Raw genomic sequence first — 24,431 nt, 5'->3', positions numbered from 1 at the left:
TCAAGGCTTCGGCAGCCCGCGTTCGACGATCGCGCCGGTGTCCACGCCGCGGGGGAGCGTGCCGAACGCGAGGCCCCAGTCGCCCGCCAGCCGGGACGCGCAGAACGCGTCCGCGACGGCCGGGTGGCCGAACCGGACGAGCAGGGAACCCTGGAACGCCAACGCCATCCGCTCGACGAGCCGCCGGGCGCGCAGTTCGAGGTCCGCGGTGTCCGACAGGTCGGCGCGCAGCTCGTCGATCGCCGCGTCCAGCCTCCGGTCGGCGCCGCGCGCGGTGTCCAGCTCGGCGAAGAACGCCTGCACGGACTCGGGGTCCCGGCCCATCGCGCGCAGCACGTCCAGCGCGGCGACGTTGCCGGAACCCTCCCAGACCGACATCAGCGGCGACTCGCGGAACAGCCTCGGCATCCCCGAGTCCTCGATGTAACCGTTGCCGCCCAGGCACTCCAGGGCCTCGGCCGCGTGCGCGGGCCCGCGCTTGCACACCCAGTACTTCGTCACGGCCAGCGCCAGCCTGCGGAACGCGCCCGTCGTGCCCGCGAGGTGCATCGCGACCGTGGTCGCCGCCTCGGACTCGACGGCCAGGTCCGCCAGCACGTTGCGCATCAGCGGCTGGTCGACCAGGTAGCTGCCGAACGCCTTGCGGTGCGCCGCGTGGTGGGTCGCCTGGGACAGGCCGAAGCGCATCCCGGACGCCGTGCCGACCACGCAGTCCAGCCGGGTCATGTTGACCATCTCGATGATGGTCCGCACCCCTCGGCCCTCCTCGCCGACGAGCCAGCCGACCGCGCCGTCGTACTCCAGCTCGGCGGACGCGTTCGACTTGTTGCCGAGCTTGTCCTTGAGGCGCTGGAGGAACATCGCGTTGCGCGTGCCGTCGGGCAGGACCCTGGGCAGCAGGAAGCACGACAGCCCGCCGGGCGCCTGCGCCAGCGTGAGGAACAGGTCGGACATCGGCGCCGAGGTGAACCACTTGTGCCCGGTGAGGACGTACGTGCCGTCGCCCGCGGGCAAGGCCGTCGTCGTGTTGGCGCGGACGTCCGAGCCGCCCTGCTTCTCGGTCATCGACATGCCCGCGATGAGCCCGCGCTTGCCCTCGGGGGCGCGCAGGCCGAAGTCGTACTCCGTCGAGGCGAGCAGCGGCTCGAACCGCTCCGCCAACTCCGGGGTGGTCCGCAGCGCCGGGACGGCGGAGTAGGTCATCGAGATCGGGCAGCCGTGACCTGCCTCGGCCTGGTTCCAGACGAACATCTTGGCCGCCCGCGCCAGGTGCGCGCCCGGCCGCTCGTCGCGCCACGGCGCCGCGTGCAGCCCGTGGCCCACGGCGGTCTCCATCAGCCGGTGCCACGCCGGGTGGAACTCGACCTCGTCGACGCGGTGCCCGTACCGGTCGTGCGTCCGCAGCACCGGCGGGTTCTCGTTCGCCTGCCGCGCGAGGTCGTGGGTCTCCGGGAGGCCCGCGAGCCTGCCCAGTTCGTGCACCTCGGCCTCGGCCCACCCCGCCCCGCCGCGGTGCAGCGCGTCGAGCAGCGCGGGGTCCGCGGCGACGTCGTGACCGGACAGCGGCGGCACCTGGTTGGTGACCTCGTGTGTGGCGTGGGTCATGTCGTCAGCCTAGACCGGTTCTACTCGTCGGTAATGTCCGGTTGTTCGTTGCTCGGAGGTTTCGTTCGACCACAGTGTGGGACCACCGCGTATCAGTCGGGTGATTTGGGGATGCCGAGATCGAATGATCGGCCTAACGTCGGACCTGTGAGCAGCCACCCTGCGCAGGCGGCTCCGCCAGGAGCCCACTCCGAGGCCGTAGCGGCACTGCGCGAGCAGTACGCCGCGATCCCCGCGGGCAGTCCCGTGCGCCTCGCCAAGCCCACCTCCAACCTCTTCCGCTTCCGCCAAGACCAGGCGGGCGGGCTCGACGTGGCCCGCTTCAACCGGGTCCTGTCGGTCGACCCAGTGGCCCGCACCGCACAGGTGCAGGGCATGACGACGTACGAGGACCTGGTCGACGCGACCCTCCCGCACGGCCTCATGCCGCTGGTCGTCCCGCAGCTCAAGACGATCACGCTCGGCGGCGCCGTCGCCGGGCTCGGCATCGAGTCCAGCTCCTTCCGCAACGGGCTCCCGCACGAGTCGGTGAAGGAGCTGGAAGTCCTCACCGGCGACGGCGAGGTCGTCGTCGTGCGCCCGCAAGACCCGTTGTTCCGCGGTTTCCCGAACTCCTACGGCACGCTCGGCTACGCGCTGCGGCTGGAGATCGAGCTGGAGCCGGTCAAGCCGTACGTGCGGCTGCGGCACGTCCCGTTCGGCGACGCGCGCGAGTGCGCCGAGGTCATCGCCGGGGTCTGCGCCGACGGCGAGTACCAGGGCGAGCCGGTCGACTTCATCGACGGCACGGTGTTCACCGGCACCGAGATGTACCTGACGCTGGCGAACTTCACCGAGACCGCGCCCGGCACGTCGGACTACACCGGGAATGGGATCTTCTACCGGTCGATCCAGTCGCACCGCACGGACCACCTGACGATCCGCGACTACATCTGGCGCTGGGACACGGACTGGTTCTGGTGCTCCCGCGCGTTCGGCGCGCAGCACCCCGTCGTCCGCAGGCTGTGGCCCAAGCGGTACCTGCGGTCCGACGTCTACCGCAAGATCGTCGCGTTCGACCGGCGGCACGGGATCAGCGACCGGCTCTCGAAAGCGGTCCAGGAGCCGGTGATCCAGGACGTGGAGATCCCGGTCGACAAGCTGCCGGAGTTCCTGGACTTCTTCGAGCGCGAGATCGGCATCAGCCCGGTGTGGTTGTGCCCGGTCCGCCTGCGCGACCGCACCGGGTGGCCCCTCTACCCGATGGACGCGGACACGCTGTACGTGAACGTGGGGTTCTGGTCGACGGTCGCGCTGCGCCCGAGGGAAGAAATGGGCAGCCGCAACAGGTTGATCGAGGAGAAGGTGTCCGAGCTGGGTGGGCACAAGTCGCTGTACTCCGACTCCTACTACGAGGAAGCGGACTTCTGGCGGCACTACAACGGCGAGGCCTACCTGGCCTTGAAGGGGCGGTACGACAGGGGGAGTCGACTCCCCGGCCTGTACGCCAAGTGTGTTCTCCGAAGGTAGAAAGGAGCCGGGGCCCATGCGGTTGGCGGAGGTGTTCCAGCAAGTGGTCGGCAGTGACCAGGCCGTCGAGTTCAGCGCTTACGACGGCAGTCACGCCGGTCCGGAGGGGGCGGGCACGCGCATCGAGGTGCGCACGCCCATGGCTTTGTCCTACCTGGCTTCCGCGCCAGGGGAACTGGGGTTGGCCCGCGCGTACGTGACGGGCAACCTGGAGATCATCGGCGACGTCCACGGTGCCTTGGCGCACCTGTCGGAACTGAGCCTGAGCGAAGTGCCGTGGTCGCAGCGGCTCAACCTGCTCGCCCTGCTCGGCAAGGTGCGGGTGAACAACAGGATCGAGGTGCCCGCCCAGGAACGGCGGCTGCACGGGGTGCGCCACTCGAAGGCCCGCGACCGCGAGGCCATCGCACACCACTACGACGTGGGCAACAAGTTCTACGAGTGGGTGCTCGGCCCGTCCATGGCCTACACCTGCGCGGTCTACCCGTCCGCTGACGCGACGCTGGAGGAAGCCCAGTTCGCCAAGCACGACCTGGTCGCGAAGAAGCTCGGGCTCAAGGAGGGCATGCGGCTCCTGGACGTCGGCTGCGGCTGGGGCGGCATGGTCATGCACGCCGCCAAGCACTACGGCGTGCGCGCGGTCGGCGTGACGCTGTCCCGCAACCAGGCCGAGTGGGCGCAGAAGGCCATCGTCGAGGCCGGGCTGTCGGAACTGGCGGAGGTCCGCTTCCTCGACTACCGCGACGTGCGCGAGGAGGGGTTCGACGCCATCAGCTCCATCGGCCTCACCGAGCACATCGGCAAGGCCAAGCTGCCCGCGTACTTCCGGTCCCTGTACGGGAAGCTGAAGCCCGGCGGCCGGATGCTGAACCACTGCATCACCCGCCCCAACAACCTCCAGCGGGCCCGCACCGGCGGCTTCATCGACCGGTACGTGTTCCCGGACGGCGAACTGGTCGGACCCGGCCACATCGTGTCGCTGATGACCGACACCGGCTTCGAGGTGCGGCACGAGGAGAACATCCGCGAGCACTACGCGCTGACCCTGGCCGCGTGGGGCCGCAACCTCGACGACCACTGGGAGGAGGCGGTCGAGGAGGTCGGCGAGGCCAGGGCCCGCGTGTGGCGCCTGTACCTCGCCGCGAGCCGACTGGGCTTCGACCGCAACAACATCCAACTCCACCAGGTGCTCGGCGTGAAGCTCGACCGCACCGACGCGAAGATGCCCCTCCGGCCCGACTGGGCCTGACCGGGTCTGACTGGGCCCGACGCTCGTCGCGCGGGAGGTGCTCCTACCTCCCGCGCGATGAGTTCCCGGTGCTCCACCGGTCTCACCTCCGACAGCCGGAGCACGTGGAGGAGTCATGGGCAGTGTCATCGTCGACCTCAGCATCTCGCTGGACGGGTTCATCGCCGGGCCGGACGACGGGGCCGAGTTCCCGCTCGGTCGCGGTGGGGAGGGTCTGTTCACCTGGATGAGCGCGGGGCCCGAGGAGAACCGGGTCGAGCGGCGGTTGCGGCCGCCGTCGGCCAGCAAACCCGTGGTGGACGAGTGGATGACCGGTGGCGGCGCGATCATCAGCGGGCGGCGGACGTTCGACATCGCGGGCGGGTGGGCGGACGGGCACCCGATCGACGTGCCGATCTTCGTGCTCACCCACAACCCGCCCACTGAGGGGGAGTGGAGTCCGCGGGTCGTGTTCGTGACCGAGGGCGTCGACCGGGCGCTGGAACTGGCGCAGGAGGCCGCCGGGGACCGGATCGTGTCGGTGTGCGGGGCTGCCCCGGCCCAGCAACTGCTGCGGGCCGGGAAGCTGGACGAGATCCAGGTGAGCCTCGTCCCGCTGCTGCTCGGCGGCGGGGTGCGGCTGCTGGACCACTTCGGGCCCGGTCCGATCGCGCTGGAGCAGACCAGGGTCGTGGAGTCCGACGGTGTCACGCACCTGCGCTACCGCGTGATCCGCTGAGAGCGGAAGACCCTGTCACCGCCGGAGGGGCACGCGGCAAGGTGGGCGGCATGGACCTGGGATTCGCGGGCGAGGTGGCCGACTTCTACGCGTCGTACCGGCGCGGGTACCCGGCCGAGGTGTTCGACGACCTGGTGTCCTCGTTCGGGCTCACCGGCGAGGACACCGTGCTGGACCTGGGTTGCGGCACGGGCCAACTGGCCGTGCCGATGGCCGAACGGGTCGGGCACGTCCTCGCGGTCGACCCGTCGCCGGACATGCTGGCCAGAGGACCCCGCCGCCCGAACATCACCTGGCAGGTGGGGTCCGATGCCGATCTGCCCGCGCACCGGGGGCTCGGCGCCGTCACCGTCGGGCAGGCGCTGCACTGGATGGACCACGAGCGGCTGTTCCGGGCGCTGGACCTCCGGCCCGGCGGCGGCATCGCGGTGGTGACCAACGGAACCCCGTTGTGGCTCCAGGACACCGCGTGGTCCCGCGCGTTGCGCGAGGTGCTCGAAGACTGGCTGGGCACGACGGCCGGGGCCACCTGCGGGACGGCGGACGCGGACCAGCGCCGCTACCGGGCCGCGCTGGTCGCCGCGGGCTACGACGTGTCGACGTTCGTGTTCGAGTACACCGACGACCTGGACCTGGAGCACGTGGTCGGCGGCGTCTACTCGGCGCTGCCGCTGGACCGGCTGCCGACGAAGGACCGGCGGCCGCTCCTGGAGGAGCGGATCCGCCGGTCCCTGGAACCCCACCGGCCCTTCGTCGAACACGTGCGCGTGTCCGTCCTCAAAGGACTCAGTTCGCCGAGGCCGTGAGCTGGTTCGCGATCTGCACGGCCTGGTTCGACGGGATGGAGAAGCCGATCCCGACGCTCCCGGCCTGCTCGGCGCCCGACGCGGGCGAGTAGATCGCCGAGTTGATCCCGATCACCTGGCCCGCCGAGTTCAGCAGCGGCCCGCCGGAGTTGCCGGGGTTGATCGACGCGTCGGTCTGGATCGCCTGGTAGCTCGTGCCCGCGGACCGGCGGGACTCACCGGCGATGTTCACCGTGCGGTCCAGCGCGCTGACGATCCCGGACGTCACCGTGCCCTGGAGGCCTTCCGGCGAGCCGATCGCCACGACCTGGTCGCCGACCTTGACCCTGGACGAGTCCGCGAACGTCGCGGGCGTCAGTCCACTCGCGCCGGTCAGCTTCAGCACGGCGAGGTCGCTGTTCGGGTCGGCGCCGACGACCGTGGCCGCGTACTCCTTGCCGTCGTTGGTGGTCACGGAGACCTGCTGCGCCCCGGAGATCACGTGGTTGTTGGTCAGGATCCGCCCGTCCGCGCTGAGCACGACACCCGAGCCGATGCCGCTGCCCTGCGCCGCGGACACGTTCACCTGCACCACGCTCGGCAGCGCGGACGCCGCGATGGCGCTCACGTCCTCGGTGGACGACCCGGTGGACGTCTTCGCGATGGTGGAACTGGTCACCGACGCGGTCACCGCGGTCGGCACGCTGGCGGCCCCGATGAGCCCACCCGCCGTCCCCGCCACCACGGCGGCGGCGAACGCCGCGGCGGTCAACCTGGTGGAGGTGCGGCGCCAGAACCCCGGCGCCGTGGCCTCGTCGTTCAACGACCCGCTCATGGCGGGGAAATCCTGTCGCGTCTCGGTCATGGCTCCACTGTCGCGCCGCGAGTTGTGAGGAACCTGAGCGAACACCCAGGACTTCCCAAGAGAATCAGCCGCGCTGCGCTCGCAGCTCCGCCAGGGCCTCCGTCATGATCTCGACGACCTGCTCCAGGCTGTGCTCCTCGAACACCAGCGTCACACCGTCGAACAGGTCGAGCACCCGACTGCGCTCGCCCACGCTGATCTCCACCTGGTCGTCCTCGGTCAGCGCGTACCCCACCTGCGCCCGAGGCGGCACGTGCATGTAGGCGTTCATGTGCACGGTGGTATCGCTGACGAACATGGGCTCTCCTGGGTGGTTGACTACCCGAACAGTAGGTGGAGACGTCTACGGTTGAACATCCCTCGTATGAGTGAACACGTCTTCGGGGGTTGCTCGGTAGGATGAGGTCATGTTCGAGGTGTCCGCGCCGTCCGCGCTCCAGTGGTTGATCGGCGTTGAACTCGCCCGATTCCGCAACGAGGCCAAGGTTTCCCTGTCGGAGTTGGCCGAGACCACCGGCATCAGCCGAGCGAAGCTCGGGCACTTGGAGACCGGTCGCTCGATGCAGTACCCGGCCGACATCCGCAAGATCCTCAAGGCCTGCGGAGTCGACCGGGAGCACGTCGACCGCATCGTGCTGCTCTCCGGGAGGGCCGACGAGGCTTCCTGGCTGGGCGACTGGACCGATGTGATGTCCGACTGGCTGCGCACCATCGTCGGCCTGGAGTCGTTGGCGCGTCATGAGTTCGTGTTCGAGCCCATCGTTCTGCCCGGCTTGGTGCAGATCGAGGACTACGCCCGCGAGCTGACGCAGGCTGCGAGCCGCGTCCGTCCTGATCGAGCTGAGCGGCTGGTCGAGTTCCGCATGCAGCGCGCACGCTTGCTCAGCAAGGAAGAACCACTCGAATGCCACGCCATCTTCAACGAGCAGGCCCTTCGGCTGAGGATCGGCAACCAGGATTTGCTCAATGCCCAGTACCGACACCTGCTCCAGTTGGCTGACCAGCCGAACGTCACCATCCAGGTTGTCCGGCCGGAAGCGGGCCCACACGCTGCTCCCAACGGCCAGTTCGTTCTCCTGGACTTCGCCGATGCGCGGTCCATCGCTTACATCGAATTGCAGGATGCGGCGGTCTTCGTCGACGACTCAGCCAGGGTGCGCACGTATACCCTGAGCACACAGAGTCTGGCACGAGTAGCGCTGTCGCCCGGTGAGAGCGCGACTCTGATCGAATCATTGATCAGGTAGGAGTTCGCGATGAGCAGCACCAACTGGCGCACCAGCAGTTACAGCGCTGAGAACGGCACCTGTGTCGCCGTGCGGTTCCCCGAGGCCGGTCCTGTGGCCGTGCGTGACTCGAAGAACCCGACCGGCCCGTCGCTGGCCTTCCCGGCCTCGGCCTGGGCCGCGTTCCTCAGCGCTCGCTGAGCAGAGCCCGGATCTCGGCCGCCGACATCGGTGGGCCGAAGAGCGGGCCCTGGGCGCTGGTGATGCCGAGTTCGACCAGCCTGGCCGCCTCGGTCTCCGAGCGCACGCCGTCGGCCATCAGCGGCAGCTCCAGGACGCCGGACCACTTCACCAGCGCCATCGTCACGCTCTTGTCGATCACGTCCGCGTCGTCGGCCAGCCCGTGCACGACGCGGGCCGCGAACTTCAGCGCGTGCAACGGGATCTGGCGGACGCGTTCGGCGGCGACGTTGCCGCCCGCCAGGTGGTCCAGGACCAACCGGACGCCGCGGCTCGCGAGGATGTCCAGCTCGTCGGCCTGGTCGTCGGTGATGATCGCGGGCAGTGACGCGTGCAGCTCGAACTGGAGCTGCTCGGCGGGTAGGCCGGTGCGCTGGAGCAGCTTGCAGATCTCGGCGACGAGTTCCGGTTCCTGGCAGTGCCTGGCGGTCAGGTCCATGCTCAGCACGGGCGTCGCGCCACCGAACTCGGCGAACCAGCGGCCCGCGTCCTCGCAGGCCCGTTCCACGGCCCAGCGGCTCAGCCGCAGCACCATGCCGGTGCTGGAGGTCAGCGGCAGGAACTGCTCGGGGTCCAGCACGCCGCGGTCCGGGTGGTGCCAGCGGAGCTTCGCCTCGACGGCGACCAGCGACCGGTCCGCCAACGAGTAGACCGGTTGGTAGTCGACGTGGAACTCGCCCAGTTCCAGACCGCCGGGGATGGACGCCGCCAGCACGCACATCTCGCGGTCGCGCAGGTCGCGCTCCCGGTCGTAGAGCGCCCACTGCGCCTTGCCGTCGGCCTTCGCCCAGCCGACCGTGATGTCCGCGCACCGCAGCATCTCCAACGCGTCCACGCCGCGGGACTGGCGGGCGACGACGCCGACGCTGGCCGTCACGCCGATGCCGTGCTCGTCGATGTAGACCGGCTCGGTGAGCAGGTCGAGCGCCTCCTCGACCAGCGCGATCACCGACGGGGTGTCCTTGGGGTCCTTGACCAGCACGCCGAACTCGTCCGGGCCGATCCGGGCGATCTGGCCGACCCCGTCGAACACCGCGCGCAGGTGGTTCGCGAAGCCCGTCAGGATCCGGTTGCCGACGTCGTGGCCGAACGCGTCGTTGACGACCCGGAACCCGTCGATGTCGAAGTGCACCAGCACCAGTTCGTTCGGGCCGTGCGTGCCGGAGGCGGCCTCCAGCCAGCCCAGGTACTGCGCGCGGTTCGCCAGACCGGTCTGCACGTCGTGCAGGCTCTGCCGCACGAGCTGCGACTGGAGCGCCCGCACCTCGTTCATGTTCTCGATCATCGACACGAAGTACGCGGGCTCACCGGCGGGCGTGCGCACCAGCGACAGCGCGAGGAGCGTCTCGACGATCTCTCCGTCGTCGCGCAGCAGCCGCGCCTCGCCGCGGAAGTGCTCCAGGTCCCCGGCCACGATCTGCCGCATGACGAGGGTCATCGCCTCCCGCTCCTCCGGGTGCAGCAGCGAACTGGGCGCGATGGGGCGCAGGGCATCCGCCTCGTACTTCAGCAGGCTGAGGAACGCCTCGTTGAAGTCGAGCAGTTGATCGCCCATGCCGATCACGGCGATGCCGATGGCCGAGGAGTTGAACACCGCCCGGAACTTCGTCTCGCTGTCGTGGCGGGCCTCCTCGGCCCTGCGGGTCGCGATGACGGCGGCGGTCTTGCTCAGCTCCTGCTGGTCGAGGGTGCGGTCGCGCAGCCCGTCGCTGTACCCGGCGGCCAGGCAGCCCAGCACCCGCACGAGCCTGCCGGTCCACTCGGGTGGCAGCCGGAAGTGGGGGATCAGCGAGTCGCCGAGGAACGCGATCGACCGCTCCAGGGTTTCCGACGAGATGAAGTCGTGCTCGACCATCAGCCTGCCGATCCGGCGGCCCAGTTCGGCGACGGGCGGATCGGTGTTCACCGCCCGGACGACCAGCGTGGTCAACTCGGCCAGGGTCTGCTCGAGTTCCGCGCGCGAGACGTTCGACATCACGGTGCCGCTGATCAGCGCCGTCCAGCGGTGCGCGAAGTCCTCGCGGACGAGCGGGAACTCGTCGAGCGTTGTTCGTGGCTCGGGATTCCTCCCCGACTGGTCGACCATCGCCATTCAGACCCGGTGACCATTCGCGGAACGGGTGCCCGACGATTTCGGTGATCGGCGAATGCGCACATCGTGGCTACCGCTCCGCGGGGCGCTGTGCACAGACGCTCCAATTTCACTCGTTCGGGGTCGGGACCAGCGGAGAGGCGGGTAGCCCATCCGCGTCATCCACGGCACACTCCGTCATGGTCCGTTGGCTGCGGGTGAGCTTACTGATGACACGTCCTCAGCCCAACCCGAGCACCCGAATTTCGTCCGGATGCGCGTCAGGCGGAAGAGGAGCCTCCCTACCGGAGGGTAGTGCGCTAACCAAGTAGAACCGGGCCTCCCCAGCGGGGAAGACCCGGTTCTGGGCCGAACGGGTCAGGTGTGCTCGGGCGGACTGATCTGGGACTCCGGGATGGCGGAATCCCGAGTACCCCACTTCTCCAGGATCCGCTGGTAGGTGCCGTCCTTGATGAGCTTGTTGACGGCTCCCTGGAACGCGGGCGTGAGCGGTGAACCCTTCTTGAAGGCGAATCCGACGTCGAGTCGTTTGAATTCGTTCAGGAACACCAGGTTCGGCTGTTCGGAAGCGGCGTGCCGCAGCCCGTTGATGGTGCTCATGATCACGTCGATGTGCTGCTGCTGGAGCCCGAGGTAGATCCCGGCGGTGTCGGAGAAGCTGAGCACCTGGTACTCCGGCTTCCCGGCGTCCGGGCACACGTGCTTCTCCCGCTCCAGGGTCGCCTCGAACGTGGTCCCCGCCCCGGTGCCGATCTTGAGCCCGCAGAGCTGGTCGAGCTTCTTCACCTCCTTGACCCGGTCGTCGCCCTTGCGGACCGCGAAGCCCTGGCCGTCGTTGATGTAGGTGACGAAGTCGATGGTCTTCTTCCGCGCCTCGGTCACCCCGAAGTTGCCGGTGCCCACCTCGTACTTGCCGCTGCTCAGCGCGGGCAGGATCGCCTCGAAGCTGGCGACCTCGCGGTCGATCCGCAGCCCGAGCACCTGGCCGACCGCGGCGGCGATCTCGATGTCGACGCCCTGGACGGTCTTGTTGTCCTCGGCGTAGAAGGACGACGGCGGCGTGCTGCCGACCGACGAGGCGAACTTGACCACCCCGGCCTGCCTGCTCGCCTCCGGCAGCAGCGCGGCGAGGGCGTCGTCCTTGACCACCGAGCCCAGCACGTCGACCGTCGGCGCGGCCGACCCCGACGGACCGCTCCCGGCGCCCGCCGAACCGCACCCGGCGGTGGCGAACGAGATGGCGAAGGACAGCATCAGCAGTGAGTAGAGCTTGCTCCGTCTGGCGCGCACTGTCGTTCTTCCCATCAGCTTGTCGTGTTCTCGAACGGCAGGGACTTCTCGAAGGGCAGCGGACCGATGGTCAGCGGATCGGCCGAGACGTCGAACAGCGGCGTGTACCCGAGCACGAGGTAGAGGGCCTTCGCCTCCGGCTGCCGCGGCCCGGTCGTCAGGTAGAGCCGCCGGTAGCCGAGCGCGACGGCCTCGCGCTCCAGTTCGGCGACGACCCGGCGGCCGAGCCCGCGACGGCGGTGCGCCGAACCGGTCCAGATCCGCTTCAGCTCCGCCGTGCGCCCGTCGTAGCGCTTGAACGCCCCGCCCGCGATCGGCACGCCGTCCTCCAGCAGCAGCAACAGGGTTCCGTCCGGCGGCCGGAACACCTCCGTCGGGTAGCGCGCCATCTCCTGCCGCGCGTCCTCGCCGTAGCGGGTCACGTACTCGTGCGTCAGCTCCGCCATCATCGGGCCGGTGAGCGGGTCCGCCGGGTCGACCCGGCGGACCTCCAACTGGTTGACCGTCATCCGTCGACCGAGATGGATTCGCGCACCGGTTCCTGCGCCTTCGCCTCCGCCTCCGCGCGCGCCGCGTCGCGCTTGGCGACCTCCTCGCGGACGATCGGGATCACGTACCGGCCGAAGTCGATGGCGTCGTTCAAGATGTGGTAGCCGCGGGCGGACAGGATGTCCACGCCGAGGTCGTAGTAGTCCAGCAGTGCCTGCGCCACCGTCTCCGGCGTGCCGACCAGCGCGTTGGAGTTGCCCGCGCCACCGGTCGCCGCCGCCGTCGGCGTCCACAGCGCGCGGTCGAAGCGCTCGCCCTGCTCCGCCAGCGCCAGCAGCCGCTGCGACCCGGTGTTCTCCGGGTTCTTCAACGAGTGCCGCCGGGTCAGCGCGGCCGTGCCGCCCCTGGTGCGCTCCTTGATCGCGTCGACGGTCCGGTAGGCCTTCTCCCACGCCAGTTCCTCGGTGGCGCCGAGGATCGGGCGGAACGCGACCTGGATGCGGGGCACGTCCGTGCGGCCCGCGTCCCGTGCCGCCTGCTTGACGGACTCGATCTGCTCCGCCGTCTGCGCCAGCGGTTCGCCCCACAGCGCGTAGATGTCCGCTTCGGCGCCGCCCGCGCGGTACGCGGCGGGGGAGGACCCGCCGAAGGAGACGCCGATCCTGGGCTGCTGCAAGGGGAAGGTGTCGCTGACGAAGTCGGCGAACCGGTAGTGGGTGCCCTCGTGGTCGAACGGCTCGCGCGAGGTCCACGCCTTCTTGACGATGCCGATGTACTCGCGCGTCCGGTCGTAGCGCTCGTCCTTAGTCAGGAAGTCGCCTTCGCGCTGCTGCTCGTGGTCCGTGCCACCGGTGATGAAGTGCACGGTCAGCCTGCCGTCGCTGATCTGGTCCAGCGTGGCGAACGTCTTCGCGGCGAACGTCGGGTAGGAGACGTTCGGGCGGTGCGCCAACAGGATCTGGAGCTTGTCCAGCTTCGTGGCCACGAAGGCCGCGACCTGGGCGGGCTCCGGCGAGCCGGAGCCGTAGGCGAACAGCACGCGGTCCCAGCCGTTGTCCTCGTGGGCGCGGGCCAGTCGGAGCGTGTAGTCCTTGTCGAAGGAGGCGCCGGTGCGCGGGCTCGTCTCCGAGCCGTCGTTGGTGCCACCGATACCCAGAAATTCCACAGGCACGTCGTACTCCCCAGTGGTGGTGCGGAGAAGACGCCCGCGGCGGACGCGGGCGTGCGGGAACCCAGTAGTGGGGTGAAGGGGGAACTGGCCGAGTTCGGGCGTTGAGGGAGACGCGCTCGGCGGTGGGTCTCAGCGCGGACAGGAAGCGGACCACACTCGACCGAAGTCGATGTGGTCTCGGGTGACCAGTCGCAGGCTTTCCACGACCCCAGTGCACCAGCGCTCCGGGCGTACGTCAACGAGACGTGGGATGGGTGTCCAACCCTCGGACAGCCTTGACTTCTGCTCGCAGCGGGCGTTTACCATCGGATGCGGCGTTGAGGGACGCGGCACCCGTTTTCCGTGCTGTCCCTCGTCTTCGGAGACCTTCTGTGAGCGTTTCCACCGATCTCGTGCCGCCTCCGACCGCCCGAACCACCCCCGCCGCCGGTGTGGTGCCGCTGCGCCGACCCGGCCGCTGGATCTCCGCCGTCGTCGTACTGGTGATGCTCGCCGCCGCCGTGCGGTCGGTGATCACCAACGAGGCCTTCCAGTGGAGTGTGGTCGCCGAGTACTTCACCGCTGAGGTGGTGCTCCGCGGTCTTGGCCTCACGCTGTGGCTGACCGTCCTCACGCTGGTGCTCGGGTTCGCGCTGGGCACCGTCCTCGCCGTCCTGCGGCTGTCCGGGAACCCCGTGCTCGTCGGGGTCGCCTGGGGCTACGTCTGGATCTTCCGGTCCGTGCCGATGCTGGTGCAGCTCCTGTTCTGGTTCAACATCGGCGCGCTGTACCCGACGCTGTCCTTCGGGATCCCGTTCGGACCGGACTTCGTGAGCATCAGCTCCACCAACCTGATCGGCCCGCTCGCCGCCGTGATCATCGGCCTGACGCTGCACGAGGCCGCGTACGCCGCCGAGATCGTCCGCGGCGGCGTGATCTCGGTGGAGCAGGGGCAGGTCGAGGCAGCGCTGGCGCTGGGCATGGGCCGCGGCCGGATCCTGCGGCGGATCGTGCTGCCGCAGGCGATGCGCTCGATCATCCCGGCCGCGGGTAACGCGCTGATCGGCACCCTCAAGGGGACGTCGATCGTGAGCGTGCTGGCCGTGCAGGACCTGCTGTTCTCCGTCCAGCTCATCTACAACCGGAACTACCTGATCATCCCGCTGCTGCTCGTCGCGACCGTCTGGTACGTCGTCGTCACGAGCGTGCTGAGCGTGGCCCAGTACTACGTCGAGCGGTACTACGCGCGGGGCGCGGCACGAGCCCTGCCGCCCACGCCGTGGCAGAGGTTGAAGGGACGGCTGCGATGAGCGCCGCGACGGTCGTGCGGATCAGCGACCTGCACAAGAGCTACGGGACGACGCCGGTGCTGCGCGGGGTCGACCTCGAGGTGCGGCAGGGCGAGGTCACCTGCGTGATCGGGCCCTCCGGGTCCGGCAAGAGCACGCTGCTGCGGTGCGTGAACCACCTGGAGAAGATCAACGCCGGTGAGGTCGAGGTCGACGGCGAGCTGATCGGCTACCGCCGTCACAAGGGCCGGTTGCACGAGCTGAAGGACCGGCTGATCACCAAGCAGCGGGCCTCGATCGGCATGGTGTTCCAGAACTTCAACCTGTTCCCGCACCTGACCGTGCTGGAGAACGTGGTCGAGGCGCCGATCGGCGTGCGCGGCCTGTCCCGCGCCGCCGCCGTGGCGCTGGGCAAGGAGCTGATCGCCCGCGTCGGGCTCGCGGGCCGCGAGGAGTCCTACCCTCGGCAGCTCTCCGGCGGTCAGCAGCAGCGGATCGCCATCGCGCGGGCGTTGGCGATGGAACCGAAGCTGATGCTGTTCGACGAGCCGACCAGCGCGCTGGACCCGGAACTGGTCGGCGAGGTGCTGGCCGTCATCGCCGACCTGGCGGAAGCGGGGATGACGATGGTCGTGGTCACCCACGAGATGGCGTTCGCCCGCCAGGTCGCGGACACCGTGGTGTTCCTGGACGAGGGGCGGGTGGTCGAGTCCGGGCCGCCCGCGGAGCTGCTGTCCGCTCCCCGGCACGCCCGCACCCGCGAGTTCCTGGCCAGGGTGCTGTGAGCGCACCGCCGGTGGTGCTCGTGCTGGTCGGTGGCGGGCCGCGAGCGGCCGGGCTGGTCGAGCGCCTCGCCGTGAACGCGCCGGAGCTGTTCCCCGGTGCGGCGCTGGACGTCCACGTCGTCGACCCGCACCCGCCGGGCGCCGGGCGCGTCTGGCGGTACGAGCAGTCCGAGCTGCTGCGGATGAACTCGATGGCGGTGGACGTGACGATGTTCACCGACGCGAGCGTCGTGTGCGACGGTCCGGTGCGGCCGGGGCCGTCGCTCGCCGAGTGGGCCGGGCTGGTGACGTCCGGCGGACTGTCCGGTGTGGACCTCCCCGCCGACGTGCTGGCCGAGCTGGACCGGTTGGAGCCGACGACGTTCCCCAGCAGGCGGTTGCAGAGCGCGTACCTCGCGTGGTTCTTCCGGGACGCGGTCGAGGCGCTGCCGCCGGGGATCACCGTGCACCAGCACCGCACGTCGGTGCGGCGGATCACCGGGTCGCCGCAGGGGCGGCAGAGGGTGTGGCTCGCCGACCGGTCGACGCCGCTGGTGGCGGACGCGGTGGTGTTGACGCTGGGGCACCTGGACGCCGAGATCGGGGCAGAGGAACGGGAACTGGTCGACTACGCCTCCGCGAACGGGCTGGCGTACCTGCCACCGGACTACTCGGCCGACAGCGACCTCTCCTCGGTCCGGGAGGGGGCCGACGTGGTGCTGCGCGGGTTCGGGTTGGCGTTCATCGACCTGATGGTGCTGCTCACGCAGGGGCGTGGCGGCCGGTTCGAGGAGTCCGCCGACGGCCTGCGGTACGTGCCCTCCGGCCGTGAACCGCGGATCCACGTCGGGTCGCGGCGCGGCGTGCCGTACCACTCGAAGACGGGCTACCGGCTGCAAGGCGATCCCCTGCCGCTGCCCAGGTTCTTCGACGGGCAGGTGGTCGACGAGCTGCTGGCCTCGCCCGTCGAGTTCGACTTCCAGGCCGACGTGTGGCCGCTGCTGGCCAAGGAGATCGCCTGGGGGTACTTCCACGAGCTGTTCACCGGGCACCCGGAGCGGGTTGCCCTGCCGTGGAACGAGTTCGCCGCCGAGTTCGCCGGCTTGCCCTGGTACAGCACCGGGATGGCGGCGCTGGTCGAGTCGTCGGTGCCGCTGGTGGAGGACCGGATCGACTTCGAGCGGCTGGACCGGCCGTTGGCGGGGTTGGTGTTCGCGACCGGTGAGGAGTTCCAGGAGCACCTGCGCGCCTACGTCGAGGCGGACGTCGCCCGGCGGTCCGATCCGGCGTTCAGCGCGGACCTGGGGGCGTTCATGGCGCTGCTGTCGGTCTACGGGCAGTTGCCGCGCGTGCTGAACTCGCCGAAGCTGTCCCCGGCGTCGCGGCTGGCGCACGCCGACGGGTGGTGGGGCGGGTTCTTCAGCTTCCTCGCCAGCGGACCGCCGCCGGACCGCCTGGAGGAGCTGCTCGCGCTGTCGCGGGCCGGGATCGTGAACTTCCTCGGGGCGGACGTGTGGGTGCGGGCCGAGGACGGCGCGTTCGTGGCGGGCAGCGCCAGCTCGCCGGACGTCGTGCGCGCCACCGGGCTGGTCGAGGCCCGCCTGCCCGCCCACAGCCTGGGGCGCACGGCCGACCCGGTGCTGCGGGCGTTGCGCGGCGCGGGCGACGTCGTGGAGGAGAAGCTGTCCGACGGCCGGTCGACGGGCCTGGTGCGCGTCTCACCGGAGGACAACCGGCTGATCGAGCGCAACGGCACCGCGCACCCCCGCCGGTTCGCCCTTGGCCCGTTCACGACCGGCCGCGCGTTCGCCGCGTTCGCCCGACCGGGCACGAACGCGCCGGGCTTCCGGCAGAACGACGGCGTTGCCCGAGCCCTCCTGCGCCTGCTGGCCGCCGAGGGCTCGGGCAACGCCGAAAGCGTGGCCTGACTTAATCCACAGACGTATAACGCCCCTGGAACCTCACCAGGGGCGGGGTGCCGCCCGTGTGCTGGACCTCCAAGGGCTCGCCGACCAGCGCGACGTGGTCGCCGACGGCGATGCGCCTCGCCGTGCGGCAGCGGAGCCGCAGCGGGGCGTCCAGCAGGTGCGGCACCCCGTCGACGTCGGACTCCCAGTTGGTCTGGTCGCCGAAGCGGTCCGAGCCCGTCCTGGCGAACAGGTCCGACAGGTCGCTCTGGCCCGCGTGCAGCAGGTGCACGGCGAACAGCGGCGCCGTGCGCAGCACCGGCCACGCCGAGGCGCCGTCGCCGATCCACACGACGATCAGCGGCGGGTTCATGCTGGCCGAGGTGAAGGAGCTGACGGTGACGCCCACCGGCCCCTCCGGGCCCTGGGCGGTGACGATGGTGACCGCCTGCGGGTGGTCGCGCAGGGCGCCCTTGAGCTCGTCCGCGAGGTCCCTCTTCGACTGCCGGGGTACGACGCTCATCCAGACGCCCCTGCCGCTAGTGCCGCCCGCACGACGGCTGCCGTTCCGGTGTCCACCAGGTGCTGCGCGAGGGTGGCGATGAGGGCGTCGTGGTCGGCCAGCACCGCCTCGTTGAGGAAGACCGCCGGGCCGGGGACGTGGGCGCCCAGCTCGACCAGGACCGGGCGCAGGTGCAGCTCGGCGGCCAGCGCGTGCTTGTCCGACGCGGCCACCTGGAGCGGGATGGCGATCCTGCCCTTGAGCCAGCCGCCGGGAGCCTGGTCCAGCACGGCCTTCAGCAGGCCGGTGTAGGTGGCCTTGTAGGTCGGCGAGGCGACCACGAGGACGGTCGACCGCTCCAGCGAGGCCAGCGCGTCCTTGACGCTCGTGGAGCCGGGGGTGAAGACGTCCTGCGCCAGCTCCGCGGCGTCGACGACGGCGCCGTCCTCGGCGGAGGGGAGGACCTGGCGCAGGGCCGCGCGCAGGGCCAGCGCGGCGTTGAGGGTCCTGGAGGCCGGGCGGGGGTTGCCCACCAGCGTGCCGATGAGTGCGGACATGAGGGCTCCTTGCTGGGCAACGGGAAGTCGGCGTGGTCCCTGGGCTACGGACAGCGGCAGGAACACGTGCGCGCGAAGTCCACGTGGCGGCGTCGGGTCAGGAGCTGGGCTCGGTTCACCCCTCCGAGACTGCGGTGGTCGCGCGGTGGCGTCAAGGACGTCCAGGGAGCGGGACTTCGGCACACCACCCGCTCGGCGGGGCTGGGAGACCGTCGGCCGGTGCGGAAGGGGGGTTTCCGTCCGGCCGACGGCGGTCGGCGGGTAGGGGCGCGCCACGAGCGCCTCGGGGGTGGTCCACGCGGGCGAGGGGGCGTCCGCCGTGAACCGGCGCCGGGCGCAGCACCCTGGTGCCGACCTCCTGTAGAACGGGTGGTACCACACGGGTGTTCCCCTTGGTGCTCGACGTCACCCCCGGTGCCACCCCTGAATAGGCGGCATCGGTTGTCACGTCAATTCGTTACCGCTCTCACCGAAGGACGTCGTATTCACCGTTGACATGGGTTGACATTCCCTTCGATCAGCTCTTGACTGGCGCTCAGGTGTGCCAACCGTTATCGGAAAACCGATCTCTAGCCTGGAAAAGGGCTGTTGGCAAGAGACTGTTCAGTCCAATGTGGACTTCATTAATAGGCTGATCGTCCTATTGCCGGTTCGTGCGCGGAGAGATGTGCTTCCAGCATTCTCCCCCCACGAAGGGTTTTCGCGTCGTGATCAGGTCAGGACTTCGGTGGAGACACCGCACCAGTGCGGCCCTGTTGGCCGCCGTGCTGGGTTCGACTGGGTTCGGCTTCGCCGCCACCCCCGCACTCGCGCAGCCGCTGCCGCCCGCCCAGGCGGACAAGCAGCTCGACAAGCAGGACCGCGCCCTCCTCGTCGAAGCGGAGCAGGCGGGCAAGTCCGACGTCACGCTCCTCGTCGCCGCTGAGGCGGGCAAGATCGACGCCGCCACCACGGAGCTCCAGGCGCTCGGCGCCGTCGTCGAGAAGGCCGACCGCGAGGTCGACTACCTCAAGGTGACGCTGCCGCGCGAGCAGGCCGAGAAGGCCGCCAAGCTGAAGTCGGTGGACGCGGTGGACGTCGACGGCCTCGTCGCCGTCGACAACCCGAGGCCCGAGGGCGCCTCGAACCCGCTGCCGCAGAAGGCGCCGGACGCGAAGACCCCCAAGGAAAACCCGTACATGCCGATCGGCGACACGGGCGCCGCCGACTTCACCAAGTCGCACCCCAAGTGGGACGGCCGCGGCACCACGATCGCGATCCTGGACTCCGGCGTCGACCTCGACCACCCGGCGCTCACGACCACGACGACCGGTGAGCGCAAGATCGTCGACTGGTACAACGCCAACGCGCCGACCGAGAACGACGGCACGTGGGTCGCGATGGGCAAGGAGCGCTACACCGGCGCCTTCACTTCGGGCGGCGTGAACTACACCGCGCCCGCGACCGGCGGCCCGTACTCGCTCGGCCTGTTCCGCGAGATCACCAAGGACCTCGGTTCGTCGACGTCGGAGACCGGCGGCGACATCAACCGCGACGGTGACCGGCTGGACACGTTCGCGGTGCTCCAGGACGTCGCCACCAAGGAGGTCCGGGTCGACCTGGACCAGGACGGTGACTTCACCGACCAGGCCGCGATGATCGACTACAAGTACAAGAAGGACGTCGGCTTCTTCGGCACCGACAACGCGGCCACGCCGATCGTCGAGCGCGTCGGCTTCGTCGTCCAGACCGACAGGTCGATCTACGACAACGGCGGCACCGCCTTCGTCAACCTCGGCATCGCGGGCGCCGCGCACGGCACGCACGTCGCGGGCATCACCGCGGCCAACGGCCTGTTCGGCGGCAAGATGACCGGCGCGGCCCCCGGCGCCAAGCTGATGGCCGTCAAGGTCTGCCTCACCTCGTCGTCCTGCACCAGCAGCGGCCTGCTCGACGGCGTCCTGTACGCCGCGCGCAACGGCGCCGACGTCGTGAACATCTCCATCGGCGGCCTGCCCGCCCTCAACGACGGCAACAACGCCCGCGCGGAGCTCTACAACCGCACGATCGCCGAGTACAACGTGCAGATCTTCATCTCCGCGGGCAACAGCGGCGCCGGTGCGAACACCGTCGGCGACCCCTCGGTGGCCACGGACGCGATCAGCGTCGGCTCGTCGATCACCAAGCAGACCTGGCTGTCCAACTACGGCTCGGTCACCAAGCAGTCCGACAGCCTGCACGGCTTCTCCTCGCGCGGCCCGCGTGAGGACGGCGGCTTCAAGCCGGACATCACCGCGCCCGGCTCGGCCATCTCCTCCGTGCCGCGCTGGCAGGTCCCCGGCCCCGTCGCGGGCACCTACGAGTTGCCCGCCGGCTACGCCATGTTCAACGGCACGTCGATGGCCGCCCCGCAGGCGACCGGTGCCGCCGCGCTGCTCGTGAGCGCGTACAAGGCGACCCACAACGGTGAGCGGCCCAACGTCGCGAAGCTGCGCAACGCCATCAAGTCCGGCGCCGACTTCAACAAGGACCTCGGCGCGTACGAGCAGGGCGCGGGCCAGTTCGACGTCAAGTCGGCCTACTCGATCCTGAGCCGCAACGGCGCGCAGGACGTCGTGACCTCGTCCGTCGAGGTGCACACCGCGCTGTCCGCGCAGCTCAAGCCCACCGCGAACCGGGGCGTCGGCATCCACGACCGCGAGGGCGTGACGATCGGCAAGGACTACACCCGCACGTACACCCTCACCCGCACCACGGGCTCGGCGAAGCCGGTCAAGTACCGCGTCGACTGGGACGGCGACACCAAGTCGTTCGACTCGCCGAACAGCGTCACGCTGCCGCTGAACACCCCGGTGTCGTTCGTCGTGAAGGTCAAGCCGAAGAAGGTCGGCGTCCAGTCCGCCGTCCTGAGCCTGGACAACCCGTCCACGCCGGGCGTCGACCTGAAGACGCTGAACACCGTCTTCGCCGCCCAGGAGTTCACCGCGGCCAACAAGTACGCGGTGACCCAGTCCGGTGAGATCGCCCGCAACCAGGTGACGAGCGTCTTCGTGCGCGTCCCCCAGGGCGCCAGCGCGCTCAAGGTCGACATGGTCGCCGGTGGCGACCCCGGCAAGGGTCAGGTGCGCTTCCTGCGCGTCGACCCGACGGGCATCCCGCTCGACCTCACCAGCTCCACGTCCTGCTACAACCCCGACGCGGGCGCGGGCTGCTCGCCGGGCACGCCCCTGAGCCGCACGGTCAGCAACCCGCTGCCGGGCGTCTGGGAGATCGTGGTCGAGGCCCGTCGCACGTCCGACGCCGACAAGGCCCCGTACAAGGTGACCGCGTCGGTGCTCGGCACCACCGTCAGCCCGAACCCGGACACCATCGCGTCCGCCCCGCTCGGCCAGCCGGTCGCGCGGACCTACCAGGTGACCAACTCGCTGTCCGCGTTCAAGGGCGGGCTCGCGGGCGGTCAGCTCACCAGCGCCAAGATCGACAGGCCGACCATCGCCAACCTGGCGGTGCAGACCTACGACATCACGGTTCCCGCTGGTGCCAGCGCGATCAGCGCGACGATCGGCAAGACGAGCGACATCTCCGCCGACCTCGACCTGACGCTCTACAACTGCTCCACGGGCACCTGCGTGGTGTCGAGGACGTCGGCCGACGGCGACTCCGAGGAGTCGGTCATCACGCCGAACCCCGCCGCCGGTCTGTGGCGGGTCGTCGTGGACGGCTACTCGGTGCCCGCGGGCACGACCGAGTACGACTACATCGACTTCTACGCGTCGTCCGCCCTCGGCAACGTGTCCGTGTCCGACCCCCACGCCGACCGGGCAGCCGGCACGACGTGGACGGTCAACGGCACGGTCACCGCGAGCGCCCAGCCGGGCGAGGGGCGCATCCTGCGCGGTGAGTTGCAGGTCGTGACCGCCGAAGGCGCCACGGTCGGCCGCGGCACGGTGGTCGTGCAGCAGGTCGTCTAGTCAGAACCGATCTACGGAACGGCCCCGCGCCCCTCCTGGAGGGACGCGGGGCCGATTCGTATTCAGCGACGGCCCCGCGCTTCTGGGCACGGGGCCGCCGCGCCCGTCAGGGAGTCGGATCCGGGAAGCCGATCTCCTCCTCGACGTCCGCGCGGGACACCCCGTCCAGCGTCGCGGCCTGCGCGGCCACGGCGACCGGCACGCTCGCGCGGACGTAGCCCACGGTCGCGTCGACGGACTCGACCGTCGCGCCGAGGTCCCGCAACGCCTGCGCCGTCGACTCGGCCCGCCCCGCGGCGGTGGAGATCGTGAGCACCACCGACTCCTGCCGCGCCTGCTTGGCCTGGTCGATCAACTCCTTGGCGCGAGGCGAGAGCGCGGGCGGCACCGCGTCCGCCTGCCGTGACGCGGTCGTGGTCGGCTGGACCGGGGCGGACCGCCCGGCACTCACCTCGACCGACGACGCCCCACCCGTCGGCGTGCCGCTCGCGGACGTGCCGCTCGCGGACGTCGCACCCGTGGACGTGACGCCCGTCCCGGACGCCCCGCACCCCGCGACCACCCCCGCGCACATGACCGCCACCACCCCGCTCAGCACCCACCGTCTTCCCGTCACCTGCGTAGACGGACGAGGGGGGCCGTTTGGTTGCAACGGCCCCCCTCACCCGTTCAGCCCGTGGGCGGCGTCCAGTCGGCGGGCAGCCCGGACTGCGCGAGCAGCGTCGACAGGCTGTAGTAGTCCCGATCGGCGCGGATCAGGGTGCCGCGCAACTCGAAGATCGTCGTCATCGGCACCGCGAAGGGCGTCGGCGCGCCCTTGATGTGCCCGGAGTAGGTCGACTCGGCCGCGATCCGGTCGCCGGAGCGGAACGACCCCTTCACCGTCACGTGGGCGTTCGCGATGAGCTGGTCGGTGCCGTACTTCCAGGCGGCGACCCCGTCCCGCCCCGTCGACACCTTGTTCACCCCGAGGTCGGTGTAGACCGCGTCGTGGGTGAACAGCTTCGCCAGCGCTTGCGGATCCGTGCCGTTCCACGCGGCCGCCCACTGCGCCACGACGTCCGGCCTCTGGTGCGAGCCCGTGGACGTTCCGGCCATCAGCACGGCGCTGACGGCGCTGGCGAGCAGGACGGTCAGGCCACGGCGCAGGAAGTTGGTCTTCACGATGACTCCAGTTTCAGGCTTTGGCGTTTGTTATATAGTGTAACCAAAGTATGCGCATATCACGAACGCGCTGTCAACCTGCTGGCCCGACGCCGTGGGTGCGGCTAGCCCCAGGAGGGATCGGCCGGTTGGCCGGATCGTCCGGCGGAGGCGAAATTCCTAGGTTTCTCGCATGGTCAAACACCTGATCTCTTTGCGCCGCAACACGATCACCGTCACCGCCGCCGCACTGCTGGCAGCCTCGCTGGCGGCGTGCTCGACCCCCACCGCGGCGAGCAGCCCGTCCCCCAGCACGCCGACCAGCACGTCCGCGCCGGTCGAGTTCCAGACGCGCAAGGTCACCAACGCCGAGCACGACCTGGTCTTCCACGTCGTGGACGGCAAACTCCCCGCCCTGGTCCTGGACGCGGGCGGTGGCTTGAGCTCGTCGTACTGGAAGGACCTGGCGCCGAAGCTCGCGAAGGCCACCGGCTCGAAGGTCATCACCTACGACCGGGCGGGCGAGGGCGAGAGCGACGAGGTCTCGGGCCCGTGGCGGGTGGAGAACGCCGTGTCGGACCTGGAAGCCGGCCTGAAGGAGTTGGGGGTCACCAAGGACGTCGTGCTGGTCTCGCACTCCATCGCGGGCGAGGTCGCCACCAACTTCGTCACCAAGAACCCCGGCTGGGTCTCCGGCGCGGTGCTCATCGACGCCAACGTGCCGGACTTCTTCACCGACGACATGCTGACCGCGTTCGAACCGGTCATCGAGCAGCAGAAGGCCGACCTGCTGGCCAAGGACTCGACCAAGAAGAACCGCCAACTGCTGGCCGTGATGGTCGACTACGCCACCGTGCACCGCACGTTCCACAAGCTGTCCTGGCCGAACGACGTCCCGGTAACCGCGATCGTCGCGTCGGAAACCCCGTTCGTCGACTCCCCGGAGGCGGCAAAACTGTGGCGCGACGCCCAAGCCCACTTCGCGCAGGCCGGACCGAACCGCAAGCACGTGGTCGCCGAGAACACCTCACACGAGGGCATCGTGACCGAACGCCCGGAAATCATCACCAACGCCATCGAGGACGTGCTGAAGACCATTCG

22 protein-coding genes are annotated in these 24,431 nt (G+C 70.0%); 11 read left to right on the top strand and 11 right to left on the bottom strand.

Annotated features, from left to right (window positions below):
- Nucleotides 1-1,605 (bottom strand): acyl-CoA dehydrogenase family protein, encoded by a 1,605-nt coding sequence (locus NZH93_RS32365; protein ID WP_259627065.1) that lies wholly within the window; start codon nt 1,603-1,605, stop codon nt 1-3.
- Nucleotides 1,606-1,716: 111 nt separating this feature from the next.
- On the opposite strand from NZH93_RS32365, the gene NZH93_RS32360 reads away from it, so the two are divergent.
- The 4 genes from NZH93_RS32360 to NZH93_RS32345 all read left to right on the top strand — a co-directional run bounded on the left by NZH93_RS32360 (nt 1,717) and on the right by NZH93_RS32345 (nt 5,887).
- Nucleotides 1,717-3,114 (top strand): FAD-binding oxidoreductase, encoded by a 1,398-nt coding sequence (locus tag NZH93_RS32360; RefSeq protein WP_259627064.1) that lies wholly within the window; start codon nt 1,717-1,719, stop codon nt 3,112-3,114.
- A 16-nt stretch (nt 3,115-3,130) separates the two neighbouring features.
- Nucleotides 3,131-4,363, top strand: a complete 1,233-nt coding sequence (locus NZH93_RS32355) for an SAM-dependent methyltransferase (protein WP_259627063.1) — start codon at nt 3,131-3,133, stop codon at nt 4,361-4,363.
- Between the two features lie 115 nt (nt 4,364-4,478).
- Complete coding sequence (locus tag NZH93_RS32350) at nt 4,479-5,081, top strand: dihydrofolate reductase family protein (RefSeq protein ID WP_259627062.1); 603 nt, start codon at nt 4,479-4,481, stop codon at nt 5,079-5,081.
- 50 nt (nt 5,082-5,131) lie between these two features.
- A complete protein-coding gene (locus tag NZH93_RS32345; RefSeq protein WP_259627061.1) occupies nt 5,132-5,887 on the top strand; it encodes a methyltransferase domain-containing protein in 756 nt (251 codons plus the stop codon).
- Here the strand turns inward: NZH93_RS32345 and NZH93_RS32340 are convergent.
- Both NZH93_RS32340 and NZH93_RS32335 read right to left on the bottom strand, forming a co-directional pair.
- Entirely contained in the window at nt 5,868-6,731 is an 864-nt protein-coding gene (locus tag NZH93_RS32340) for a S1C family serine protease (protein ID WP_259627060.1), read from the bottom strand. The two genes, NZH93_RS32345 and NZH93_RS32340, sit on opposite strands and share 20 nt — an antisense overlap.
- 64 nt (nt 6,732-6,795) lie before the next feature.
- Nucleotides 6,796-7,029 (bottom strand): hypothetical protein, encoded by a 234-nt coding sequence (locus tag NZH93_RS32335; RefSeq protein WP_259627059.1) that lies wholly within the window; start codon nt 7,027-7,029, stop codon nt 6,796-6,798.
- A gap of 109 nt (nt 7,030-7,138) precedes the next feature.
- Between NZH93_RS32335 and NZH93_RS32330 the strand changes: the two genes are divergently transcribed.
- Nucleotides 7,139-7,978 (top strand): helix-turn-helix domain-containing protein, encoded by an 840-nt coding sequence (locus tag NZH93_RS32330; RefSeq protein ID WP_259627058.1) that lies wholly within the window; start codon nt 7,139-7,141, stop codon nt 7,976-7,978.
- Nucleotides 7,979-7,987: 9 nt separating this feature from the next.
- Nucleotides 7,988-8,158: a DUF397 domain-containing protein gene (locus tag NZH93_RS32325; protein ID WP_259627057.1), complete on the top strand. Its 171-nt coding sequence runs from the start codon at nt 7,988-7,990 to the stop codon at nt 8,156-8,158.
- Here the strand turns inward: NZH93_RS32325 and NZH93_RS32320 are convergent.
- From NZH93_RS32320 to NZH93_RS32305, 4 genes are all read right to left on the bottom strand, one after another.
- Nucleotides 8,145-10,289: a putative bifunctional diguanylate cyclase/phosphodiesterase gene (locus NZH93_RS32320; protein ID WP_259627056.1), complete on the bottom strand. Its 2,145-nt coding sequence runs from the start codon at nt 10,287-10,289 to the stop codon at nt 8,145-8,147. The genes NZH93_RS32325 and NZH93_RS32320 overlap by 14 nt on opposite strands.
- Before the next feature lie 357 nt (nt 10,290-10,646).
- Nucleotides 10,647-11,579 carry an ABC transporter substrate-binding protein gene (locus NZH93_RS32315; protein ID WP_259627055.1) on the bottom strand — a complete coding sequence of 311 codons (933 nt, stop codon included), beginning with the start codon at nt 11,577-11,579 and terminating at the stop codon, nt 10,647-10,649.
- A 14-nt stretch (nt 11,580-11,593) separates the two neighbouring features.
- Complete coding sequence (locus tag NZH93_RS32310; protein ID WP_259627054.1) at nt 11,594-12,088, bottom strand: GNAT family N-acetyltransferase; 495 nt, start codon at nt 12,086-12,088, stop codon at nt 11,594-11,596.
- On the bottom strand, nt 12,085-13,239 hold the full coding sequence (locus NZH93_RS32305; RefSeq protein ID WP_259627053.1) for an LLM class flavin-dependent oxidoreductase: 1,155 nt from the start codon (nt 13,237-13,239) through the stop codon (nt 12,085-12,087). Before NZH93_RS32305 ends, NZH93_RS32310 begins: the two co-directional genes overlap by 4 nt.
- A 371-nt stretch (nt 13,240-13,610) precedes the next feature.
- Here NZH93_RS32305 and NZH93_RS32300 point away from each other — a divergent pair, with 371 nt between their 5' ends.
- From NZH93_RS32300 to NZH93_RS32290, 3 genes are read left to right on the top strand one after another with little or no spacing between them, the layout of a single operon-like run.
- A complete protein-coding gene (locus NZH93_RS32300) occupies nt 13,611-14,528 on the top strand; it encodes an amino acid ABC transporter permease (protein WP_259627052.1) in 918 nt (305 codons plus the stop codon).
- Complete coding sequence (locus tag NZH93_RS32295) at nt 14,525-15,292, top strand: amino acid ABC transporter ATP-binding protein (protein WP_259627051.1); 768 nt, start codon at nt 14,525-14,527, stop codon at nt 15,290-15,292. Before NZH93_RS32300 ends, NZH93_RS32295 begins: the two co-directional genes overlap by 4 nt.
- Nucleotides 15,289-17,199, top strand: a complete 1,911-nt coding sequence (locus tag NZH93_RS32290) for an FAD/NAD(P)-binding protein (RefSeq protein ID WP_259627050.1) — start codon at nt 15,289-15,291, stop codon at nt 17,197-17,199. Before NZH93_RS32295 ends, NZH93_RS32290 begins: the two co-directional genes overlap by 4 nt.
- A gap of 1 nt (nt 17,200) precedes the next feature.
- On the opposite strand, the gene NZH93_RS32285 is transcribed toward NZH93_RS32290, so the two are convergent.
- Nucleotides 17,201-17,701: a flavin reductase family protein gene (locus tag NZH93_RS32285; RefSeq protein ID WP_259627049.1), complete on the bottom strand. Its 501-nt coding sequence runs from the start codon at nt 17,699-17,701 to the stop codon at nt 17,201-17,203.
- Nucleotides 17,698-18,237, bottom strand: coding sequence for an NADPH-dependent FMN reductase (locus tag NZH93_RS32280; protein ID WP_259627048.1), 540 nt, complete (start codon nt 18,235-18,237; stop codon nt 17,698-17,700). Before NZH93_RS32280 ends, NZH93_RS32285 begins: the two co-directional genes overlap by 4 nt.
- Nucleotides 18,238-18,902: 665 nt before the next feature.
- On the opposite strand from NZH93_RS32280, the gene NZH93_RS32275 reads away from it, so the two are divergent.
- Complete coding sequence (locus NZH93_RS32275; RefSeq protein ID WP_259627212.1) at nt 18,903-22,187, top strand: S8 family serine peptidase; 3,285 nt, start codon at nt 18,903-18,905, stop codon at nt 22,185-22,187.
- Nucleotides 22,188-22,293: 106 nt separating this feature from the next.
- Here NZH93_RS32275 and NZH93_RS32270 read toward each other — a convergent pair whose 3' ends face one another.
- Together NZH93_RS32270 and NZH93_RS32265 are read right to left on the bottom strand one after the other, a co-directional pair.
- Nucleotides 22,294-22,803 carry a hypothetical protein gene (locus NZH93_RS32270; protein WP_259627047.1) on the bottom strand — a complete coding sequence of 170 codons (510 nt, stop codon included), beginning with the start codon at nt 22,801-22,803 and terminating at the stop codon, nt 22,294-22,296.
- A gap of 53 nt (nt 22,804-22,856) precedes the next feature.
- A complete protein-coding gene (locus NZH93_RS32265) occupies nt 22,857-23,351 on the bottom strand; it encodes a nuclear transport factor 2 family protein (RefSeq protein ID WP_259627046.1) in 495 nt (164 codons plus the stop codon).
- A 172-nt stretch (nt 23,352-23,523) separates the two neighbouring features.
- Between NZH93_RS32265 and NZH93_RS32260 the strand changes: the two genes are divergently transcribed.
- Nucleotides 23,524-24,431: alpha/beta fold hydrolase (locus NZH93_RS32260; RefSeq protein ID WP_259627045.1), on the top strand; the 908-nt coding region annotated here is incomplete at its 3' end.

Source organism: Umezawaea endophytica (assembly GCF_025061645.1).
Classification (GTDB): Bacteria; Actinomycetota; Actinomycetes; order Mycobacteriales; family Pseudonocardiaceae; genus Umezawaea; species Umezawaea endophytica.
Note: the sequence above shows the minus strand (reverse complement) of the source record. Positions and strands in the feature narration are given on the sequence as shown.

Bases quoted from the DNA above. Each gene is read 5' to 3' on its own strand.
- NZH93_RS32350 (WP_259627062.1), top strand. From the start codon at position 4,479: ATGGGCAGTGTCATCGTCGACCTCAGCATCTCGCTGGACGGGTTCATC.
- NZH93_RS32280 (WP_259627048.1), bottom strand. From the start codon at position 18,237: ATGTCCGCACTCATCGGCACGCTGGTGGGCAACCCCCGCCCGGCCTCC.
- NZH93_RS32285 (WP_259627049.1), bottom strand. From the start codon at position 17,701: ATGAGCGTCGTACCCCGGCAGTCGAAGAGGGACCTCGCGGACGAGCTC.
- NZH93_RS32320 (WP_259627056.1), bottom strand. From the start codon at position 10,289: ATGGCGATGGTCGACCAGTCGGGGAGGAATCCCGAGCCACGAACAACG.
- NZH93_RS32360 (WP_259627064.1), top strand. From the start codon at position 1,717: ATGCCGAGATCGAATGATCGGCCTAACGTCGGACCTGTGAGCAGCCAC.
- NZH93_RS32295 (WP_259627051.1), top strand. From the start codon at position 14,525: ATGAGCGCCGCGACGGTCGTGCGGATCAGCGACCTGCACAAGAGCTAC.
- NZH93_RS32275 (WP_259627212.1), top strand. From the start codon at position 18,903: ATGTGCTTCCAGCATTCTCCCCCCACGAAGGGTTTTCGCGTCGTGATC.
- NZH93_RS32345 (WP_259627061.1), top strand. From the start codon at position 5,132: ATGGACCTGGGATTCGCGGGCGAGGTGGCCGACTTCTACGCGTCGTAC.
- NZH93_RS32335 (WP_259627059.1), bottom strand. From the start codon at position 7,029: ATGTTCGTCAGCGATACCACCGTGCACATGAACGCCTACATGCACGTG.
- NZH93_RS32310 (WP_259627054.1), bottom strand. From the start codon at position 12,088: ATGACGGTCAACCAGTTGGAGGTCCGCCGGGTCGACCCGGCGGACCCG.
- NZH93_RS32325 (WP_259627057.1), top strand. From the start codon at position 7,988: ATGAGCAGCACCAACTGGCGCACCAGCAGTTACAGCGCTGAGAACGGC.
- NZH93_RS32340 (WP_259627060.1), bottom strand. From the start codon at position 6,731: ATGACCGAGACGCGACAGGATTTCCCCGCCATGAGCGGGTCGTTGAAC.
- NZH93_RS32365 (WP_259627065.1), bottom strand. From the start codon at position 1,605: ATGACCCACGCCACACACGAGGTCACCAACCAGGTGCCGCCGCTGTCC.
- NZH93_RS32355 (WP_259627063.1), top strand. From the start codon at position 3,131: ATGCGGTTGGCGGAGGTGTTCCAGCAAGTGGTCGGCAGTGACCAGGCC.
- NZH93_RS32330 (WP_259627058.1), top strand. From the start codon at position 7,139: ATGTTCGAGGTGTCCGCGCCGTCCGCGCTCCAGTGGTTGATCGGCGTT.